18 protein-coding genes are annotated in these 19,270 nt (G+C 72.8%); 8 read left to right on the plus strand and 10 right to left on the minus strand.

All coding sequences use genetic code 11. From position 1 onward, the window contains the following. Positions 1-159 precede the first annotated feature (159 nt). The 6 genes from NPS70_RS10575 to NPS70_RS10600 form a co-directional block, all read right to left on the minus strand. Positions 160-897 carry a Tellurium resistance gene (locus NPS70_RS10575; RefSeq protein WP_256523875.1) on the minus strand — a complete coding sequence of 246 codons (738 nt, stop codon included), beginning with the start codon at positions 895-897 and terminating at the stop codon, positions 160-162. Positions 898-1,055: 158 nt separating this feature from the next. Next, positions 1,056-2,195 (minus strand): DUF475 domain-containing protein, encoded by a 1,140-nt coding sequence (locus tag NPS70_RS10580; protein WP_256523876.1) that lies wholly within the window; start codon positions 2,193-2,195, stop codon positions 1,056-1,058. 72 nt (positions 2,196-2,267) lie between these two features. Then, positions 2,268-2,843 carry a TerD family protein gene (locus NPS70_RS10585; RefSeq protein WP_256523877.1) on the minus strand — a complete coding sequence of 192 codons (576 nt, stop codon included), beginning with the start codon at positions 2,841-2,843 and terminating at the stop codon, positions 2,268-2,270. 176 nt (positions 2,844-3,019) lie between these two features. Beyond that, complete coding sequence (locus NPS70_RS10590) at positions 3,020-3,595, minus strand: TerD family protein (RefSeq protein WP_256523878.1); 576 nt, start codon at positions 3,593-3,595, stop codon at positions 3,020-3,022. 143 nt (positions 3,596-3,738) lie between these two features. Continuing rightward, on the minus strand, positions 3,739-4,197 hold the full coding sequence (locus NPS70_RS10595; RefSeq protein WP_256523879.1) for a peroxiredoxin: 459 nt from the start codon (positions 4,195-4,197) through the stop codon (positions 3,739-3,741). A 191-nt stretch (positions 4,198-4,388) separates the two neighbouring features. Beyond that, positions 4,389-4,826: a DUF3052 domain-containing protein gene (locus NPS70_RS10600; RefSeq protein WP_256523880.1), complete on the minus strand. Its 438-nt coding sequence runs from the start codon at positions 4,824-4,826 to the stop codon at positions 4,389-4,391. A 586-nt stretch (positions 4,827-5,412) separates the two neighbouring features. On the opposite strand from NPS70_RS10600, the gene aceE reads away from it, so the two are divergent. Together aceE and NPS70_RS10610 are read left to right on the plus strand one after the other, a co-directional pair. Continuing rightward, the gene (gene aceE / locus NPS70_RS10605) at positions 5,413-8,160 is read left to right on the plus strand and encodes a pyruvate dehydrogenase (acetyl-transferring), homodimeric type (RefSeq protein ID WP_256523881.1); all 2,748 of its coding nucleotides are present in this window, start codon (positions 5,413-5,415) and stop codon (positions 8,158-8,160) included. 129 nt (positions 8,161-8,289) lie between these two features. Then, the gene (locus NPS70_RS10610; protein WP_256523882.1) at positions 8,290-9,114 is read left to right on the plus strand and encodes a potassium channel family protein; all 825 of its coding nucleotides are present in this window, start codon (positions 8,290-8,292) and stop codon (positions 9,112-9,114) included. Positions 9,115-9,174: 60 nt separating this feature from the next. Here the strand turns inward: NPS70_RS10610 and NPS70_RS10615 are convergent, their stop codons facing one another. Both NPS70_RS10615 and NPS70_RS10620 read right to left on the minus strand, forming a co-directional pair. After that, on the minus strand, positions 9,175-9,573 hold the full coding sequence (locus NPS70_RS10615; protein ID WP_256523883.1) for a peptidase inhibitor family I36 protein: 399 nt from the start codon (positions 9,571-9,573) through the stop codon (positions 9,175-9,177). 163 nt (positions 9,574-9,736) lie between these two features. Next, positions 9,737-11,347, minus strand: coding sequence for an MFS transporter (locus NPS70_RS10620; RefSeq protein WP_374211976.1), 1,611 nt, complete (start codon positions 11,345-11,347; stop codon positions 9,737-9,739). Positions 11,348-11,488: 141 nt separating this feature from the next. On the opposite strand from NPS70_RS10620, the gene NPS70_RS10625 reads away from it, so the two are divergent. The 3 genes from NPS70_RS10625 to NPS70_RS10635 all read left to right on the plus strand — a co-directional run bounded on the left by NPS70_RS10625 (position 11,489) and on the right by NPS70_RS10635 (position 14,470). Then, entirely contained in the window at positions 11,489-12,145 is a 657-nt protein-coding gene (locus tag NPS70_RS10625) for a TetR family transcriptional regulator (RefSeq protein WP_256523885.1), read from the plus strand. A 183-nt stretch (positions 12,146-12,328) separates the two neighbouring features. Then, positions 12,329-13,549, plus strand: a complete 1,221-nt coding sequence (locus NPS70_RS10630) for an alpha/beta hydrolase (protein ID WP_256523886.1) — start codon at positions 12,329-12,331, stop codon at positions 13,547-13,549. Positions 13,550-13,615: 66 nt separating this feature from the next. Continuing rightward, positions 13,616-14,470 carry a DUF4429 domain-containing protein gene (locus NPS70_RS10635; protein ID WP_256523887.1) on the plus strand — a complete coding sequence of 285 codons (855 nt, stop codon included), beginning with the start codon at positions 13,616-13,618 and terminating at the stop codon, positions 14,468-14,470. 25 nt (positions 14,471-14,495) lie between these two features. On the opposite strand, the gene NPS70_RS10640 is transcribed toward NPS70_RS10635, so the two are convergent. Both NPS70_RS10640 and NPS70_RS10645 read right to left on the minus strand, forming a co-directional pair. Further along, complete coding sequence (locus tag NPS70_RS10640) at positions 14,496-15,509, minus strand: aldo/keto reductase (protein ID WP_256523888.1); 1,014 nt, start codon at positions 15,507-15,509, stop codon at positions 14,496-14,498. Positions 15,510-15,515: 6 nt separating this feature from the next. Next, positions 15,516-15,986, minus strand: a complete 471-nt coding sequence (locus tag NPS70_RS10645) for a MerR family transcriptional regulator (RefSeq protein ID WP_256523889.1) — start codon at positions 15,984-15,986, stop codon at positions 15,516-15,518. A gap of 99 nt (positions 15,987-16,085) precedes the next feature. On the opposite strand from NPS70_RS10645, the gene NPS70_RS10650 reads away from it, so the two are divergent. From NPS70_RS10650 to NPS70_RS10660, 3 genes are all read left to right on the plus strand, one after another. Continuing rightward, positions 16,086-16,550: a GNAT family N-acetyltransferase gene (locus NPS70_RS10650; RefSeq protein WP_256523890.1), complete on the plus strand. Its 465-nt coding sequence runs from the start codon at positions 16,086-16,088 to the stop codon at positions 16,548-16,550. A 79-nt stretch (positions 16,551-16,629) separates the two neighbouring features. Beyond that, positions 16,630-17,448, plus strand: coding sequence for a serine hydrolase (locus tag NPS70_RS10655; protein ID WP_256523891.1), 819 nt, complete (start codon positions 16,630-16,632; stop codon positions 17,446-17,448). A gap of 218 nt (positions 17,449-17,666) precedes the next feature. Further along, the gene (locus NPS70_RS10660) at positions 17,667-19,133 is read left to right on the plus strand and encodes a membrane-associated oxidoreductase (protein WP_256523892.1); all 1,467 of its coding nucleotides are present in this window, start codon (positions 17,667-17,669) and stop codon (positions 19,131-19,133) included. The last annotated feature ends 137 nt before the right edge of the window (positions 19,134-19,270 follow it).

Raw genomic sequence — 19,270 nt, forward strand, 5'->3', positions numbered from 1 at the left:
GGTGCGGGCGCGCCTGGTCCGGGGTCTGACGCCCCCGGCGGGCGGCCCCGGCGGGCGGCCCCGGCGGCGGCTTCGCCGGGGGCCTCGGGGGCACGGACGGCACCGAGGCCGCGAGCGGCTCAGGGCCCGCACCGCGGCCTCCGGGGCGGGGCGCAGCTGTCACACCCTGCTCTTGTAGCCCCTGCCCCACTGGAGCCCCCAGCCGTAGAGCCGGTCCAGCTCGGCCTGGAAGCCGTAGACGAACTTCACCTCGCGGCGGACGACCAGCTCGCCCTTGGTGTTGTCGACGGAGAACACCGCGCAGGACCGGGCCTCGGGGGCGCGCTCGTCGAGTTCGATCTCCAGCCGGGGCCCGTTGCTCGGGTAGAGGGTGCAGGTGGCGTGGGTCCGGTCGAAGGCCGGGGTCTGGTCGTAGATGTAGACGAAGAAGAGCAGCCGCGTGATGTCCTCGCGGTGGTCCAGGTTGACGAAGATCGTCTCGCCGGAGGGGGCGCCGAAGCGGTCGTCGCCGCTGAGGCGCACGTAGGGCGGCTCGTTGAGGTCGCCGAAGAAGCCGCCGAGGGGCTGGACGACGCCCTTGGTGCCGTCGGCGAGCTCGTACAGGCAGCCGAGGTCGAGGTCGACGTTGACCATGCCCTGCGTGTGGGCCTGGACGACCTCCGGCTGGAACATCCTCAGCGGGTTCCTCAGCAGGCCGCCGGCGGGGCGCGAGCGGCCCTCGATGTCGGAGGTGCGCATCCGCCAGGAGAGGTTGACGCGCAGGTTGCCGCTGGCGGCGCCCTGCTTGGACAGCGACACCGACGGGCGCCGCCTGGTCAGCTCGATCGCGTTGGAGGCGGCGCTGCCGGAATCGAACTGCGCCGCGCTGCCTCGAAACAGGTTGTCCCAGAAGGCCATGCCCCACCCCACACTCGCCGTGCCCGACTGTCCGTGCCTGTGCCGCGCCTGCGCGGGCGCTGCGCCCGTGCCCGTGCCCGTGCATGCGGCGGGGCGGCCGCGAGGCTGAGCACCTCGCGACCGCCCCGCCGGGAAGCGTTCCCGCCCGGGGGCGGGTGTCACACCCCTGAGGAGACCCCGGCCTTGTCGCCGGAGGAGCCGCCCTCGGCCGCCGCCGCCTTCCTGTTGCGCTGCAGCGAGGAGAGGAAGGAGGCCGCGATCAGCACGACGCCGACCAGGCCGGTGATGATCTCGCTGATCTCGTGCTGGATCGTGATCAGCAGGATGACGGCGAGGGCGCCGATCGCGTAGTGCGCGCCGTGCTCCAGGTAGACGTAGTCGTCCAGGGTGCCCTGGCGGACCAGGTACACCGTGAGGGAGCGGACGTACATGGCGCCGATGCCGAGGCCGAGTGCCATCCAGAAGATGTGGTTGGTGATGGCGAAGGCGCCGATCACTCCGTCGAAGGAGAAGGAGGCGTCGAGGACTTCCAGGTAGAGGAAGAGGAAGAAGGCGGCCTTGCCCGCCAGGCCGACGGCGGAGACCTGCTTGCCCTCGCGCTTGGCGCGCTCCTCCTCCTCGTGCTCGCGCTCCTCCTCTTCCTCCAGCTTGTCCTCGAAGTAGCCGGAGAGGCCGCCGACGACCAGGTAGGTGATCAGGCCCGCGACGCCGGAGAGCAGGACGGTGGCGGACTTGTCGGCGTGGCCCGTGCTGGTGTGGGCGTGGGTGGCGAAGGTGATCGCCGTGACCAGCAGGACGATCAGGGCGACGCACACCGAGAGCATGTCGATCTTGCCCAGCTTGGCCACCGGGCGCTCCAGCCAGGCGAGCCACTTGTGCTCCCGCTCCTCGAACAGGAAGTCGAGGAAGATCATCAGGAGGAACATGCCGCCGAAGGCCGCGATGGCCGGGTGGGCGTCGGTGACGAGCGCCTCGTAGCGGTCCGGATCGTCCATGGCCAGCTGGACGGCCTCGATCGGCCCGACCTGGGCGCTGATGGCCACGATCACGACGGGGAACACCAGCCGCATGCCGAACACGGCGATCAGAATGCCGATCGTCAGGAAGATCTTCTGCCAGAAGGCATTCATCTTCTTGAGGATGCCGGCGTTCACGACCGCGTTGTCGAAGGAGAGGGAGATCTCGAGGATCGAGAGGATCAGGACGATCCCGAAGGCTTCCCAGCCCCACTGCCAGGCGGCGAAGGCCAGGCCGGCCGCCGTTACGGCGAACGACCAGCCGAAGGTTTTCAGAACCACTGGTTACCCAATCGTGTGATGGTCCCCCGGGTGAAGCCTGGGGGATGGCCCTCCCCCGCACCGCACGCGGCTTTACGAAACATTGACCCCGAAGTCTAGAGCGATGCCGCGCAGGCCCGATGCGTACCCCTGCCCCACCGCGCGGAACTTCCATTCGCCCTGGTAGCGGTAGAGCTCGCCGAAGATCATCGCCGTCTCCGTGGAGGCGTCCTCCGAGAGGTCGTAGCGGGCCAGTTCCTGGCCGTCGGCCTGGTTCACCACCCGGATGAAGGCGTTGCTGACCTGCCCGAAGGTCTGGCCGCGGTTGTCCGCCTCGTGGATGGAGACGGGGAAGACGATCTTGTCGACGTCGGCGGGGACCTGGGGGAGGTCCACGACCACGGACTCGTCGTCGCCGTCACCCTCACCGGTGAGGTTGTCGCCCGTGTGCTGGACGGAGCCGTCCGGGCTGGTGAGCTGGTTGTAGAAGACGAACCACTCGTCGCCGAGCACCCTGCCGTCGCGGCACAGGAGTGCGCTCGCGTCGAGGTCGAAGGGCGCCCCGGTGGTGGAGCGTGCGTCCCAGCCGAGCCCGACGAGGACCTGGGTGAGATTGGGTGCGGCCTTGGAGAGGGAGACGTTGCCTCCCTTGGCGAGTGTGACGCCCATGCTGGTGTGTCCTCCCCTTGGTGACGTGCGGTGCGAGGGTGCCTCGGCGAGGCACGACCGGCGCCGCACGGGGTGTGCGGCGCCGGAGGCGACCTCGGCCCCGCCCCTGCGGCTGCGGCCGTCCGGCCGACGGCCGTCGGCCGGAGTTGCGGGGGCGGGGCCGAGGGGTGTGCGGATCAGACGTTGACGCCGAAGTCCTGCGCGATGCCGCGCAGGCCCGAGGCGTAGCCCTGGCCGATGGCACGGAACTTCCACTCCGCGCCGTTGCGGTAGAGCTCGCCGAAGACCATGGCCGTCTCGGTGGAGGCGTCCTCCGAGAGGTCGTAGCGGGCGAGCTCGTTGTTGTCGGCCTGGTTCACGACGCGGATGAAGGCGTTGCGCACCTGGCCGAAGGACTGCTGACGGGTCTCGGCGTCGTAGATGGAGACCGGGAAGACGATCTTCTCGACGTCGGCGGGGACGGCGGACAGGTTGACCTTGATCTGCTCGTCGTCGCCCTCGCCCTCGCCGGTGAGGTTGTCGCCCGTGTGCTCGACGGAGCCGTCGGGGCTCTTGAGGTTGTTGAAGAAGACGAAGTTCGCGTCGTTGGTGACCTTGCCCTCGGCGTTGGTCAGCAGGGCGCTGGCGTCGAGGTCGAAGTCGGTGCCGGTGGTGGTCCGGACGTCCCAGCCCAGACCGACGGTCACCGCGGTCAGATTCGGTGCGGCCTTGGTCAGCGAGACGTTGCCGCCCTTGCTGAGGCTGACTCCCACGAGTCCCTCCAGTGGTGTTCAGGGGCAGCGCCCCCGGTGGTGCGTTCCTGTACGGATCAACGAGAGGATCCTAGTGACCGGTTCCCGCGCGAAACAGGCTTTCACCCGCGGGTCCGGCCGGTGTGCTCAGCCGTGCCGCCGCCTCACAGGGCGCCGAGGGCCGCGACGTAGTCGTTGAGGTCGCGGGCGTCGGGGAGCCCGTTGACGACGGTCCAGCGCACGATGCCCTCCTTGTCGATGATGAAGGTGCCGCGCACGGCGCAGCCCTTCTCCTCGTCGAAGACGCCGTAGTCCCGGGAGGTGTCGCCGTGCGGCCAGAAGTCCGACAGCAGCGGGTACTCCAGGCCCTCCTGCTCGGCGTAGACGCGCAGGGTGTGGATCGAGTCGTTGGAGACGGCGAGCAGCTGCGTGTCCTCGTTGACGAAGGTCGGCAGCTCGTCGCGGAGGGCGCACAGCTCGCCGGTGCAGACCCCGGTGAAGGCGAACGGGTAGAACAGCAGCACCACGTTCTTCTCGCCGCGGTAGTCGGAGAGTGCGACGGTGCGGCCGTGGTTGTCCTTGAGCTCGAACTCGGGAGCCTTGTCGCCGACCTCGATCGCCATGGGAAACCGCCCTTTCAGTGAGCCGGATCAGTGGGCCGAACCGGTGAGCCGGACCGGTCGGTCCCACCCTACGCAGCCGGTGCGGGGCCCGTGGAAGGGCCCCGCCGGGCATGGGGAAGGCCCCCGTCGACGCAGGCCGGTGCTCCGGGCGTCGGCAGGGGCCTTCGGGATGGTCCGCCGGGGGCGCGCTGTCAGCGCTTGGTCTTGGCCGCCTTCGGGGTGGACAGCCGGCTGCCGCTCCAGTCCTTGCCCACGCTGATGCTGCGGGCCTGGGTGAGTCCGGCCGTCTGCGCCGCCTCGTTGATGTCGCTGGGCTCGACATAGCCGTCACGGCCGGTCTTGGGGGTCATCAGCCAGATCTCCCCGCCCTCGTCGATCAGGCCGATGGCGTCCACCAGGGCGTCCGTGAGGTCGCCGTCCTCGTCGCGGAACCACAGCACCACGACGTCGGCGACGTCGTCGTAGTCCTCGTCGACGAGCTCCTGCCCGATAACGGCTTCGATTGCCTCGCGGAGTTCCTGCTCGACGTCGTCGTCGTAGCCGATCTCCTGGACCACCTGTCCGGGCTCGAACCCCAGCTTCGACGCCGGGTTGGTCCGCTCCTCCGCGTGGTCCGCGGTCGCGCTCACGGCTTGCCTCCTGATCGTTCTCGGAAAATGCGTCGGCCGCGCGCGTACGCGTGGCATGGGCCGTAGTCCACACGGGCGGGACGGATCGCGCAAGTACCCGGCCGTAGGGACCGCCGAAACGGTGACGTTTGCGGCCGTCTCGGCTCAACTCCAGGCGCTGCCGTCCGTTCGGTCGCACGATCCTCCCGGTCGCGCCCCGGCCACGCCCTTTGAGGCCCTTTGCGCCAAACCTACCCCTCCATCCGTCGTTCGGAACCGGGCGGCCGGCCGAAACACGTGAACGGTGTGGGCGTAAGGTTGCGGTTCGATAGGGTCCGCTCCCCCGGTTCGACGGGGCCGACCGCCGCCGCCGGGGCCCGGCGCGGGCCGCCCCGGGCGGTCCGGACCGCCACCGAGGGCGCCACGCGGGCCCGCACCGGCGCACCGGCGGACGGATCCGCCGGACACCGGGAGTTACCACTCGGTAGAGATGACGTACGCGGCCAGGCGGTACACGATGGATGCGGTGCGACAGCTCGACCGTCATCACGTCAGCGCGTCTTCCCGCGGCAGCGCGGCCAGACACCCCAAACAGTGAAGGAACAGCGTGGCTTCCGGATCCGATCGCAACCCGATCATCATTGGCGGCCTTCCCAGCCAGGTCCCCGACTTCGATCCCGAAGAGACGAAGGAGTGGCTGGACTCCCTCGACGCCGCCGTCGACGAGCGGGGCCGCGAGCGCGCCCGCTACCTCATGCTGCGCCTGATCGAGCGGGCCCGCGAGAAGCGCGTGGCCGTGCCCGAGATGCGCAGCACGGACTACGTCAACACCATCGCGACCAAGGCCGAGCCCTTCTTCCCCGGCAACGAGGAGATCGAGCGCCGGATCCTGAACGCCACCCGCTGGAACGCGGCGGTGATGGTCTCGCGCGCCCAGCGCCCCGGTATCGGGGTCGGCGGCCACATCGCCACCTTCGCCTCCTCCGCCTCCCTCTACGACGTGGGCTTCAACCACTTCTTCCGCGGCAAGGACGACGGCCGGGGCGGGGACCAGATCTTCTTCCAGGGGCACGCCTCACCCGGCATCTACGCCCGCGCCTTCCTGCTGGACCGGCTCTCGGAGCAGCAGCTCGACGCCTTCCGCCAGGAGAAGTCGAAGGCGCCGAACGGCCTCTCCAGCTACCCGCACCCGCGGCTGATGCCGGACTTCTGGGAGTTCCCGACCGTGTCGATGGGCCTCGGGCCCATCAGCGCGATCTACCAGGCCCGCATGAACCGCTACATGGAGGCGCGCGGCATCGCCGACACCTCGGGCTCCCACGTGTGGGCCTACCTGGGCGACGGCGAGATGGACGAGCCCGAGTCGCTGGGCCAGCTGTCCATCGCGGCCCGCGAGGGCCTGGACAACCTCACCTTCGTGGTGAACTGCAACCTCCAGCGCCTCGACGGCCCGGTGCGCGGCAACGGCAAGATCATCCAGGAGCTGGAGTCGCAGTTCCGCGGTGCCGGCTGGAACGTGATCAAGCTGGTCTGGGACCGCACCTGGGACCCGCTGCTCGCGCAGGACCGCGACGGCGTGCTCGTCAACCGGCTGAACACCACCCCCGACGGGCAGTTCCAGACGTACGCCACCGAGACCGGCGCCTACATCCGCGACCACTTCTTCGGCGACGACCACCGCCTGCGCGCCATGGTCGAGAACATGACGGACCACCAGATCCTGATGCTGGGCCGCGGCGGCCACGACCACCGCAAGATCTACGCGGCCTACGCGGCGGCCCGGGAGCACAGGGGCCAGCCGACGGTGATCCTCGCGCAGACCGTGAAGGGCTGGACCCTCGGCCCGAACTTCGAGGGCCGCAACGCCACCCACCAGATGAAGAAGCTCACGGTCGACGACCTGAAGGGCTTCCGCGACCGCCTCCACATCCCCGTCACCGACGCCCAGCTGGAGTCCGGCCCGCCGCCGTACTACCACCCGGGCCGGGAGTCGGAGGAGATCCAGTACATGCACGACCGGCGCCAGGCGCTCGGCGGCTACGTGCCGACCCGTGTGGTGCGCTCCAAGCCGCTCGCGCTGCCCGACGACACGGCCTACGCGGCCGTGAAGAAGGGCTCCGGCCAGCAGTCGATCGCCACGACCATGGCGTTCGTACGGCTGCTGAAGGACCTCATGCGGGACAAGGAGATCGGTCGGCGCTTCGTGCTGATCGCGCCGGACGAGTACCGCACCTTCGGCATGGACTCCTTCTTCCCGAGCGCGAAGATCTACAACCCGCTCGGCCAGCAGTACGAGGCCGTCGACCGGGAGCTGCTGCTCGCCTACAAGGAGTCGCCGACGGGCCAGATGCTCCACGACGGCATCTCGGAGGCCGGCTGCACCGCCTCGCTGATCGCCGCCGGCTCGGCCTACGCCACGCACGGCGAGCCGCTGATCCCCGTCTACGTCTTCTACTCGATGTTCGGCTTCCAGCGGACCGGCGACCAGTTCTGGCAGATGGCCGACCAGCTGTCCCGCGGCTTCGTGCTGGGCGCCACGGCCGGGCGGACCACCCTGACCGGTGAGGGCCTCCAGCACGCCGACGGCCACTCCCAGCTGCTGGCCTCGACCAACCCGGGCTGTGTGGCCTACGACCCGGCCTTCGGCTTCGAGATCGCGCACATCGTCAAGGACGGCCTGCGCCGGATGTACGGCGGGGACGCCGAGCACCCGCACGGCGAGGACGTCTTCTACTACCTCACCGTGTACAACGAGCCGATCCTGCACCCGGCCGAGCCGGCGGACGTGGACGTGGAGGGCATCCTCAAGGGCATCCACCTGCTGCGCCGCGGCGGGAAGGGCCGGATCCCGGCGCAGATCATGGCCTCCGGTGTGGCCGTGCCCTGGGCCGAGGAGGCGCAGCGGATCCTGGCCGAGGAGTGGGACGTCCGGGCGGACGTGTGGTCGGCGACCTCCTGGAACGAGCTGCGGCGCGAGGCGGTCGCGGTGGACGAGCACAACCTGCTCCACCCGGAGGAGGAGCAGCGGGTGCCCTACGTGACGCGGAAGCTCTCGGGCGCGCAGGGCCCGTTCGTCGCCGTGTCGGACTGGATGCGCTCGGTGCCGGACCAGATCGCGCGCTGGGTGCCGGGCACCTACACCTCGCTGGGCGCGGACGGCTTCGGCTTCGCGGACACCCGCGGGGCGGCCCGCCGCTACTTCCACATCGACGCCCAGTCGATCGTGCTGGCGGTCCTCACCGAGCTGGCCCGCGAGGGCGCGGTGGACCGCAGCGCCCTGAAGCAGGCGATCGACCGCTACCAGCTCCTCGACGTCGCGGCGGCCGAGCCGGGCGCGGCGGGCGGCGACGCGTAGCGGCGGCACGGACGAGGGGTTTCCGGGGGCGGCGGGCCGGGCGGTCCGCCGCCCCCGGGCCGTGCGGGACGGGGACCCGCCGCCCGGACCGTGTCCGGACCGTGTCCGGGGGTCCCTACGATGCTGGGCATGGAAGTCCGGAACGCGCAGATCCGCTGGGAGCAGCGGATGCAGAACCCCCTGCTGGCCCTGGCGGTGGCCTTCGCCGTCGCCTACGCCGTGCCGATCATGACGCCCGGTGCCCCGTCCTGGGTCCACGGCGCCTGCACGGGCGTCGAGTGGCTGGTGTGGGCCGCGTTCGCGGTGGACTACACGGTCCGGCTGTCGCTGGCGCCCGCGAAGTGGGAGTTCGTGCGCCGCCATCCGCTGGACCTGTGCGCGGTGCTCCTGCCGCTGATCCAGCCGCTGCGGCTGCTGCGGCTGGTGTCCACCGTGCTGCTGGCGGGGCGGCGGGCCAGGATGGCGCCGCAGATCACGCTGACCACCTACGTCGGCGGCTCGGTGGTGGGCCTGATGATGTTCGGCTCCCTGGCGGTGCTGCGGGTGGAGCGGGACGCGCCCGAGGGCAACATCAAGACCCTCGGGGACGCCGTGTGGTGGTCCTTCACCACGATGACGACCGTCGGCTACGGCGACCTGGCGCCCACCACGGGGCTCGGGCGGCTGCTCGCGGTGGGGCTGATGATCTCCGGGATCGCCCTGCTCGGTGTCGTCACGGCCAACATCGCCGCCTGGTTCATCTCGCGCTTCGAGCGGGACGACGCGATGGAGCGCCGCCAGACGGAACTCCTGGAGGCCCTCACGGCGGAGGTGCGGGTGCTGCGCTCGGAGGTGGCCCGGTTGTCTGCGGGCACGGCGCCGGACGGGGCGGACGCCGGTGGGGCGGGGACGGCGCCGGACGGGGTGGACGCCCCGGGGCGCTCCGGTGTGCCGGTGCAGGGGCCCGGCGGCTGAGCGGCGCGGAGAGGGCCCGGGCCCGGCACGGGCGGACCGGGGGCTCCCGGACCGCCGGGCTCAGTGCTCCCAGACCGTGAAGGCCCGCACCCGGTAAGGGGAGAGCGGCACCCAGGTCCCGCTGCCCGGGTAGGTCTCGAACTCGCCCGTCCCGGCGCACTCGGCGGACTGGTAGGTGGTCACCGGGCGCCCCGTGCGGTTGGCGAGCGAGGCGGCGTGGGCCCCCGCGGGCAGGGGGGTGCAGTTCTCCACCCCGGTGGCCGCCAGTTCGTAGCCGCGGCGGGTGCCGCGGAAGCCCGGCTCCGTCCACAGGCACAGCTCCCCGGCGGCGCAGTCGCCGCCCCGGGCGGCGGCCGGTGCGGCGGCCGGTGCGGGGACGGCCGCGGCGGAGGGCGGCAGCGCCGCCGGGGAGAGCAGCGCGGCGAGGGCGGGGACGGCGGCGAGCAGGGTCCTGGGCATGCGGGTCGACCCCCGTGGTGTCGGTGCGGGAGGGCAGGAGCTGGTCCCCCGCAGCCTCGCGCCGCCGCCCCCGGCCGGGGAAGGGCCCCCGGCGAGGATCATCCGGACGGGCGACGGCCCCCCGCCGGGTGGGCGGGGGGGCCGTCGCGCGGCACGGGGTGCGTCAGACGTGCACGCCGCCGCCGGCCGCGTCGGCGTTGGCACCGCGCCTGGCCAGCGTCGCGACCCCGGCCGCGACCACGGCCACCACACCCGCGACGGTGAACGCCAGGCCCATCCCGGACATGAAGGTGTCGTGGATGACCGTGCCGATGGCCGAGGCCAGCTCGGGGGTCATGCCCGGTGCGTCCGCGAGCCCGGCGGGCACGGCGCCGAACTCAGCGGCCTCCTCCAGCCTCGGGTCCGGCGGGGCCGGGATCCCGGCGGCCGTCCAGTTCTCCGCGAACTCGGCGCTGACCCGGGAGGACATCACGGCGCCGAGCACGGCGGTGCCGAGTGCGCCGCCGACCTGCATCGCGGCCTGCTGGAGGCCGCCCGCCACACCGGAGAGCTCCAGCGGGGCGTTGCCGACGATCACCTCGGTGGCACCGACCATCACCGGGGCGAGCCCGAGGCCGAGGAGGGCGAACCAGAGGGACATCGCGAGGGTGGAGGTGCCGTCGGTGAGGGTCGTCATGCCGAACATGGCGACGGCGGTGCAGACCATGCCGCCGACCAGCGGGACCCGCGGCCCGAACCGGGTGATCAGGGCCCCGGCGAGCGGCGAGGAGACGATCATCATGGCGGTCAGCGGCAGCAGCCGCAGCCCGCTGTCGACCGGGCTGAGCTCACGGACGCCCTGGAGGTAGAAGGTCACGAAGAACAGCCCGCCCATGAAGGCGAAGGCCATGAGCACCATCAGGACGGTGCCGGCCGACAGCGGGACGGAGCGGAACATCCCGAGCGGGATGAGCGGCTCCCCGACCCGGGTCTCCCAGAGGGCGAACAGCACGAAGAGCAGGACGGCGCCGCCGAGGCACAGCCAGGTCCTCGTCCCGCCCCAGCCCCAGGACTCCCCGGCCTTGATCAGCCCGTAGACCAGGGCGCCCATGGCGCCCGAGAGCAGCAGGATGCCGGGGATGTCGAAGGAGCGCGGGGCGTTCTCGGCACGGTGGTCCCTGAGGATCACCAGGCCGAGGGCGAGCGCGACCACCCCGACCGGCACGTTGATGAAGAAGACCGACTGCCAGCTGACGTGCTCGACCAGCAGCCCGCCGAGGATCGGGCCGCCCGCGGTGGAGGCGCCGATCACCATGCCCCAGATGCCGATCGCCATGTTGAGCTTCTCGGCGGGGAAGGTGGCCCGCAGCAGACCGAGGGCGGCCGGCATCAGCAGGGCGCCGAACAGGCCCTGGAGGACCCGGAAGAGGATCACCAGGGCGATGGAGCCGGAGAGCCCGATGGCGGCCGAGGCCGCCGCGAAGCCGGCGATGCCGATGAGGAAGGTCTGGCGGTGGCCGAAGCGGTCGCCCAGCTTCCCGGCCGTGATCAGCGCGACGGCGAGGGCGAGCAGATAGCCGTTGGTGATCCACTGGACCTGGGAGAGGGAGGCGCCGAGGTCCTTCTGGATCGCCGGGTTGGCGATCGCGACGATGGTGCCGTCCAGGGCCACCATCATCACGCCGACGGCGACGCCGAACAGGGTCAGCCAGGGGTGGCCGCGCAGCCCCCCGGACGGCGCGGGCGGCGCGGAGTCCCGGGAGCCTCCGGGCTGCTCCGGAGCCTTCTCGGCGATGGTCTGACGAGTCATACCGGGAGGCTAATGTCAGTCGCTGACAGTTGACAAACGGGTTCGGGACCCCCGGCCGCCGGCTCCCCCACCCGCCGCCCGCGGGTAGCCTGAGCAGTTCGGACGCTCTCGGAGAAGGACGGTGGCGTGACGGTCGAGACGACCGGACTGCGGGCCCGCAGGAAGCGGCGCACCCGGGACGCGCTGGTGCGCGTCGCGCTGGAGCTGTTCACCGGCCAGGGCTACGAGCGGACCACGGTGGACGAGATCGCGGAGGCCGTGGAGGTCTCGCAGCGCACGTTCTTCCGCTACTTCTCCAGCAAGGAGGAGGTGGCGTTCGCGGTCCAGGACCTGATGGAGTCGCACTACCTGGCGGCGCTGCGCGAACGCCCCGCGTGCGAGGGCCCGATCGAGGCGCTGACCGCGGCGGTGTTCGCGGCCTGGGACACGGTGGAGGAGGCCGTCTCCGCGATCATCCCGATCGATCTGCACATGCGCAGCTATCTGATGATCGAGTCCACCCCGGTGCTGCTCGCCGCGCACATGCGCCGCTCCGCCGAGTCGGAGGAACTCCTCGCCGGGCTGATCGCCCGACGCGAGGGCCTGGACCCGGTACGCGACCCGCGGCCGCGGGTGGCCGTGGCCGCCTTCGGGGGCGTCATGCGTGCGGCGGGCCGGCAGTGGGGCCAGGGCGGGGACGCGAGCGTGGAGGCCATCCGCACGATCACCGAGGAGTGGCTGGCCCATCTCGGCCCCGCCCTCGCGGCCGACTGGCGGCCCCCGCCCACTCCCGGAAACGCCTGAGGCCCGTCGCGGCACCGGCGCGAACAGGCCGGCCACCGGGCGTGGTTCGGGGCTGGCTCACCGTGCTTCCCGCGCACCGTACGCGCACGGAACGTCACCCTCCCCGCAGGCATTCCGTCCACTCGCGTGATCTGCCTCACCCGTGCCGTGCGGCCGCTCCCGCGTCTCCTAGGGTGTCCCGCAGTGACTCCCATCGACACCGCCCCGCCCCCGACCGCTCGGCGCGCCCTGCTCGTCCTGGCGGTGGTCCTGATGATGCTGGCGACCACCGGCTGGACCGTCGTGCGACATCAGAAGGGCCCCCGCACCGCTCTCGCCGCCGAGTTGGCCCGCTGGCGCGAGTCCGCCACCGCCGGCGGGGGGCTGCCTCCCGCCGACGCCCCGCCCGCACGGATCACCGCCTTCTTCCACTCGCTCACGCCCCGGGAGGGCTCCCGGCTCGCCGCGCGGTACCCGCATGTGGTCGGCAACCTCAACGGCGCCCCGGTGACGCTGCGTTACCTCGCCAACCGTGCGGCGCTCGCCTCGGCACTCGCGCGGGAGGAGGAACGGGTGGCCGGTAACGGACTGACCGCCGACGGGCGCCGCGAGGCCGCGCGGCGGGTGCACCGGTTCAGCTCGCTGATGGGCGAGGACCGTCAGATCCTCGCCTTCGACCCCTCGGGGCAGGGCAGGGTCGCGGAGGTCTTCGGCGACCTGGACGGGGCCGAGCGGGTCTCCGTCGTGGTGCCCGGGGTGGACACCAACCTGCTGACCTTCCAGCGGACCGCCCGCCGGTACTCGGCGCCGGTCGGCATGGCGAGGTCGCTCCACGCCGCCGAGCGGCGGGCGGCCCCCGCGGTGCGCAGCGCCGTGGTCGCCTGGGCGGACTACACCTCTCCCGCCGGGGTGGGCATGGACTCGGCCACCGGACGCCTCGCCGAGCTGGGTGCGGTGCGGCTGACCGCCTTCACCGAGGCGCTGCCGGGCCGTTCCCGGGTGGCGCTGTTCTGCCACAGCTACGGCTCGGTCGTGTGCGGTGTGGCCGCCCGGCACCTGCCCGCGCGGGTGGTGGACGTCACCGTCGCCGGGAGCCCGGGCATGCGCGCCGACGACGTGGCCGGGCTCGGCACCACCGCGCGGGTCTGGGCCGCCCGGGACGCCGACGACTGGATCGAGGGCGTGCCGCACCTGGCGGTCGGCGACCTCGGGCACGGGGAGGACCCCGTGGCCCCGGAGTTCGGTGCGCGCGTGGTCTCCGCCGTCCGCGCGGTGGGTCACACCGGCTACTTCGAGCCAGGCACGGACAGCCTCGGCAACTTCGCGGCGATCGGCGTGGGAGCCTACTCGGCCGTCGACTGCGCCGACGGCGGTGCCTCCTGCCGGAAGGGGACGTTCGGCGCGGAGAACGGCGAACGCGCGTAGAGCACGGGGCGAACGGCTTGCCTCGGAGGGGCGACGGACAGGCCCCGGACGCATACGATGTGGCACATGGGTGACGTACTGGCCGGAATGCACGCCACGTGGGAGTTCGACACCGACTCCGTGCTCATCCGCTTCGAACGGGGTATCCGCGCACCGAGGTTGTTCTCCGTGCTGCGTGAACGGCGTATCCCCTACGAGGCGCTGGCCACGGTGGAGCTGTCCCCCGGCAAGCGGGGCACCGTCGTGCTGCACGCCGCCCCGAGACCTGGTGCGGACCCCCTGATGGAGGCGGCCGCGGGGCAGTTGAAGGAGGGGGTCGACCCCTACCGGCTGGTGCTGCCCGGGGAGCGCGGGACGCTGGCCGAGTACTACACCGAGGAGCTGCGGTCGCGGCTCGGCCCGGCCGCCGGGGAGAGCGCCGAGCGCTACCTGGTGACCGCTCCCGAGGCGCCGCTGGGCTTCAAGGCGTATGACGGAAAAGCGACGTTCGACGGCTCCCGGGTCGCGTTCCGCTGGTACTGGACGGGCGCGACCACCGCCAAGTGGAAGGCCGGCGACCAGAGTTTCGCGCTCTCGGAGCTCAGCGGCGTCGAGTGGCGCTCGCCGGAGGTGCTGGGCGGGTACCTGCGGCTGCTCCCCCGGGGCGGCGGCCCCGGCGCCCCGCAGCCGGACCAGGACCCCGCCGCGGTGGTCTTCGGCCTCGGCTACGGGCTGCTGCACGAGTCCCTGCCGTTCGCCGCCGCGGTCCTCCAGGCCGTGCGCAGCCAGAGTCCCGCCCCGGCGCTGACCGCCGCGCAGCCGCGCCGGGACCCCGCCGACATCGCGGACCGCATCCGCCACCTCGGCGACCTGCACGGGGCGGGTCTGGTGACGGACGAGGAGTTCAGCCGCAAGAAGGCGGAGCTGCTCGCGGAGCTGTGAGCACCGGCCGGGGCCGGCGCGCGTCCTACTCCCGGGCCGCCGAGGTCGTCGACATGTCGGGGTAGCGGTCGCCGGCGACCCGGTCGGCGATCGGCTCCAGCGCGGCCAGCTCCTCCGCGTCCAGGTGGAGCCCGGTGGCGGCGACGTTCTCCCTCAGCCGGGACGGCTTGCGGGTGCCCGGGATCGGGACGACGGCCAGGCCGTGCACCTCGGCCCGCTGCTGCACCCAGGCCAGGGCGACCTGCGCCGCCGTCGCCCCGTGGGCGGCGGCGATCTCGTGCACCGGCTTCAGCAGGGCGGCGTTGGCGGCCGCGTTCTCACCGGTGAAGCGGGGCTGGTAGCGGCGGAAGTCGTCGGTGCCCAGGTCGGTACCGGCGTCGGCGAACGCGCCGGTGAGGAAGCCCCGGCCGAGCGGTGAGTAGGGGACGAAGGCCACACCCAGTTCGGCGGCGGCGCCCACGGCGCTGCGCTCGACGTCGCGGCTGAACAGGGACCACTCCGATTGCAGGGCCGCGATCGGGTGGACCGCGTGCGCCTCGCGCAGTTCCGCGCCCGTCACCTCGCTCAGCCCGAGGTGGCGCACGAGACCGCGCTCGACCAGCTCCCCCATGGCGCCGACGGACTCGGCCAGCGGCACGGCCGGGTCCCGGCGGTGCATGTAGTAGAGGTCGATCACGTCCACGCCCAGGCGGCGCAGGCTGCCCTCGACGGCCCGGCGTATGTACGCCGGGTCGTTGCGCACCGTCCGCCTCTCGTCACCCGCGCCGCGGTCGACGGCGAACTTGGTCGCGATCGTGATCTCGTCGCGGTGGGCGGCGACGAACGGGGCGAGGAACTCCTCGTTCGCGCCCCGGCCGTAGATGTCGGCGGTGTCGAGGAGGGTGACCCCCCGTTCCAGCGCGGTGTCGAGGGTCTCGCGGGCGGCGGACTCGTCGGTGGCGCCGTAGAACTCGCTCATGCCCATGCAGCCGAGTCCCTGGACGCCCACGAGGGGGCCCTGTGCGCCGAGGCGCACCCGGTCGATCACGGGGTCTGCCATGGTGGTTCAGTCCTTCCCGGACGCCGCGACGGCGTCGTGGTAGTAAGCGATCTTGCGGTCGAGGACGGCGAGGGTGTCCCGGAGTTCGGCGATCCGGGCGGCCGTGTCCTCGCGGGTGCGCTCCAGCAGGGCGCGGCGGGCGTCGACGGTCTCCTCGCCGACGCGGACCATCTCGGCGTAGGCGACCATGTCGGCGACCGGCATCCCGGTCAGCCGCAGCTTGGCCACGAAGGCCAGCCAGTCCAGGTCGCGGTTGCTGAAGCGGCGCTGCCCGGTGTGCGAGCGGTCCACGTGCGGCATCAGCCCGATGCGCTCGTACCAGCGCAGGGTGTGCGCGGTGAGGCCGGTGAGCGACGCCACCTCGCCGATGGTGTAGCGGTCGCGGCCGTCGGGGCGCGGGTGGCGCGGCTCGGAGGGGCCGGTGCCGCGGCCCGCGGGGCCGGCGGCCGGCGCCGGGCTGCTCGGGATCACCGTCATGTCCTCCACGCTAGGAGGTTGGAGTGCACTCCAGGCAAGCGCGGGCCCGCGCGGAAACTCCCGGCGGCCGCCGGGGCGCCCGGACTACCCTGTCGCTCCATGATCCCGCTGCGCAGCGCCACGCCCGAGGACGCCGAGGAGCTGGTGCGTCTCCGTACGGTCATGCAGGAGTCCCTCTCCGGCACCGATCCGGACACCGACTGGCAGCCCGTTGCGGTCGCGACCCTGCGCAGGCGGCTGGCCGAGGCGGACGGGGACCTCGCCGCGTACGTCGTCGAACGCCCGGGGGGCGGTCTGGCCGCCTGCGCGGTGGGGACCGTCGAGTACCGCCTCGGCGGCCCGGGGAACCCGCAGGGCACGACCGGGTACGTGTTCAGTGTCGCAACGGATGCCGACATGCGCCGCCGCGGCTTCTCCCGGGCGTGCATGGAGGGGCTGCTGGGCTGGTTCCGCGACCGCGGCGTCCGGCGGGTGGACCTGCGCGCCTCCGAGGAGGCGGAGCCGCTGTACGCCTCGCTCGGTTTCGTGCGCACTCCCGACCCGGCGATGCGGCTGCGCTGCTGACGCGGCCCGGCCGGCGGGCCCGCGGGGCGGGTCCCGCCCGCGGGAGGGGCCCGTCCGGCGGGGCACTAGGCTCGGGGCCATGCAGAGCCTGGCGATGATCGAGAACTGGCCGGTACCCACCGCGGCGGTCGCCGTGGTGCGCGCGGACGGGAGCCTCGCGGGGGCCCACGGGCCCACCGGCCGGCGCTTCCCGCTGGCCTCGGTGACCAAGCCCCTCGCCGCGTACGCCGTCCTGGTCGCGTACGAGGAGGGGGCCGTCGAGCTGGACGAGCCCGCCGGGCCCGCGGGCTCCACCGTGCGCCACCTGCTCGCCCACACCTCCGGGCTGGCCTTCGACGAGGACCGGGTGATGGCCGCGCCGGGCACCCGCCGGATCTACTCGAACGCGGGCTTCGAGGCGCTGGGCGACCACATCGCGAAGGCGACGGACATCCCCTTCGCCGACTACCTGCGCCAGGCCGTCCTGGAGCCGCTCGGCATGGCGTCCACCACCCTGGAGGGCTCCCCGGCGAAGGACGCGGTGTCCACCGTGGACGACCTGGTGCGCTTCGCCGCCGAGGTGCAGGCGCCCCGGCTGCTGGACCCGCGCACGGTGCTGGAGGCGATGACGGTGGCCCACCCCGGGCTGTCCGGGGTGCTGCCCGGCTACGGGCAGCAGAAGCCCAACGACTGGGGCCTCGGCTTCGAGATCCGCGACGGCAAGTCGCCCCACTGGACCGGCTCCGCCTCCTCGCCGCGCACCTTCGGCCACTTCGGCCAGTCCGGCACCTTCCTGTGGGTCGACCCGGACGCGGGGGCCGCCTGCGTGGCCCTGAGCGACCGGGACTTCGGCCCGTGGGCGATCGAGGCGTGGCCCCCGCTGACGGACGCGGTGCTCGCGGAACTCCGCGGGCACTGAGGGCCGTTCCGGCCGGGTCCGCCCGTCGGAGCGGCCTCCGGTGCGGCGCGCCGGGCGCTCCCCGGGTCTGCCCGGCCGAGGCTGCGCGAGGCCGCGGGGGCACAACACGGCCTCGCGGACCGCCGCGGAGGCCCGGTCGCAACGGCGTTCGCACCCGGACAACACAGCGGTGGCACACGGCAGTTGACAGCGCGAATCCAGCGCGTCAGAGTCCCGGCGTGAGCGAGACCGACGATCTTTCACCCGCCGAGGCCCGCGTGTGGCGGGCCTTCCCCCGGGGCGAGTCCGTGGACTTCACGGCGGCCGGGGACGACGACCCGTCGTCCGGCGACGCCTGGGGGGCCGAGCGGACCGTACGGGCCGGCGTCCTGCGGGCGCTGCTGCTCAGGACGCCTCGGGAGGAGGGGGAGATCCCCGCGCTCAGGATCACGGGGGCGCGGATCACCGGCGTCCTGGACCTGAGGTACGCCACCGTCGACACCGCCGTCCGGCTGAGCCGGTGCCGTTTCGACGGCACACCCGACCTGTACGGAGCCCAGCTGCGCCAGCTCGACCTGAGCAGGTCCGTCCTGCCGGGCCTCACCTCGGCGACCCTGCGGGTCGAGGGGAAGCTCCGCATGACGGAGTGCCGTGTCCGGGGGCCCGTGCGGCTCGGCGGGGCACGGATCGCGGGGGCGCTGTTCATGGAGCGGGCGCACCTCACGGCGCCGGACGACTCCGAACCGGTCCTCCAGCTCAACCAGGCGGTGATCGGGGACGACCTGTGGGCGCCGGGGATGCGGGCCCACGGGCAGGTGCGGCTGACGGGCGCCTCCGTCACCGGGCGGATCAACGTCCAGGACGCCGAGTTCGACAGGCCCGGGGGGACCGCGCTGGACGCCCAGAACCTCCACGTGGGCGCGCACATACGGGCGCGGTGCATCCGGGCGCGGGGCCGGGTCGAGCTGCGGGGCTCGCGTATACCGGGCCGCCTCGACCTGCTGCACGCCCGCCTGGCGCATCCGGGCGGCACCGCGCTGCGGGCGAGCAGCTGCGTCATCGGTGAACTCTGGCTGCGCGGGGGCGAGCGCATCGAGGGCGCCCTGAACCTGCGGCGTTCCCAGATAGAGATCCTGACACTCGAACCGGAGATGCTGCCGGACCGGGTGCAGCTCAGCAATCTCACCTACGTCGCACTCGCCCCGCACGAGCCCGCCGAGCGCCGCCTTCCGATGCTGGAGCGGGACGGGGGCGAGTACGAGCCCTACAACTACGAGCAGTTGACGGCGTCCTACCGCCGGATCGGCGACGACGAGGCGGCCCGGCTCGTCCAGCTCGCCAAGCAGCGCCGCCGGCGCCGCACGCTCGACAGGTACGGACGGCTGTGGGGGTACGTCCAGGACGCGGCCGTCGGCTACGGCTTCCGCCCGCTGCGCGCGGCCGCCTGGCTGCTCTCCCTCGTGGCGGCCGGATCCGTCGCGTACGCCCTGGAGCACCCGCGCCCCGTCAAGGCGGACGAGGCGCCGGACTTCAACCCGGTCTTCTACACGCTCGACCTGCTGCTGCCGGTCGTCAGCTTCGGCCAGGAGCCGGCGTTCGCCCCCGGGGGATGGCACCAGTGGCTGTCGTACGCCCTGATCGTCACCGGCTGGATCCTGGCGACGACGATCGTCGCGGGGGTGACCCGTACGGTCAGCCGCCCCTGAGCCCCGCTGCCCCGGCCCGGGTGCCCGGGGCCCGGGCCCGTGGGCGCCGGGGCGGGAGCGGGGCGCAGCGCGCCGTCGCTCCCGGTGGCCCACCGCGGGGAGGTCCCCCTCGCGGTCCTGCACAGGGGCGACCGTGC

Source organism: Streptomyces sp. C10-9-1 (assembly GCF_024497955.1).
GTDB lineage: Bacteria > Actinomycetota > Actinomycetes > Streptomycetales > Streptomycetaceae > Streptomyces > Streptomyces sanyensis.

Excerpts from the sequence above, each read along its gene's own strand:
- NPS70_RS10575 (WP_256523875.1), bottom strand. The coding sequence starts at position 897 with ATGGCCTTCTGGGACAACCTGTTTCGAGGCAGCGCGGCGCAGTTCGAT.
- NPS70_RS10585 (WP_256523877.1), bottom strand. The coding sequence starts at position 2,843 with ATGGGCGTCACACTCGCCAAGGGAGGCAACGTCTCCCTCTCCAAGGCC.
- NPS70_RS10595 (WP_256523879.1), bottom strand. The coding sequence starts at position 4,197 with ATGGCGATCGAGGTCGGCGACAAGGCTCCCGAGTTCGAGCTCAAGGAC.
- NPS70_RS10610 (WP_256523882.1), top strand. The coding sequence starts at position 8,290 with ATGGAAGTCCGGAACGCGCAGATCCGCTGGGAGCAGCGGATGCAGAAC.
- NPS70_RS10615 (WP_256523883.1), bottom strand. The coding sequence starts at position 9,573 with ATGCCCAGGACCCTGCTCGCCGCCGTCCCCGCCCTCGCCGCGCTGCTC.
- NPS70_RS10635 (WP_256523887.1), top strand. The coding sequence starts at position 13,616 with ATGGGTGACGTACTGGCCGGAATGCACGCCACGTGGGAGTTCGACACC.
- NPS70_RS10640 (WP_256523888.1), bottom strand. The coding sequence starts at position 15,509 with ATGGCAGACCCCGTGATCGACCGGGTGCGCCTCGGCGCACAGGGCCCC.
- NPS70_RS10645 (WP_256523889.1), bottom strand. The coding sequence starts at position 15,986 with ATGACGGTGATCCCGAGCAGCCCGGCGCCGGCCGCCGGCCCCGCGGGC.
- NPS70_RS10650 (WP_256523890.1), top strand. The coding sequence starts at position 16,086 with ATGATCCCGCTGCGCAGCGCCACGCCCGAGGACGCCGAGGAGCTGGTG.
- NPS70_RS10655 (WP_256523891.1), top strand. The coding sequence starts at position 16,630 with ATGCAGAGCCTGGCGATGATCGAGAACTGGCCGGTACCCACCGCGGCG.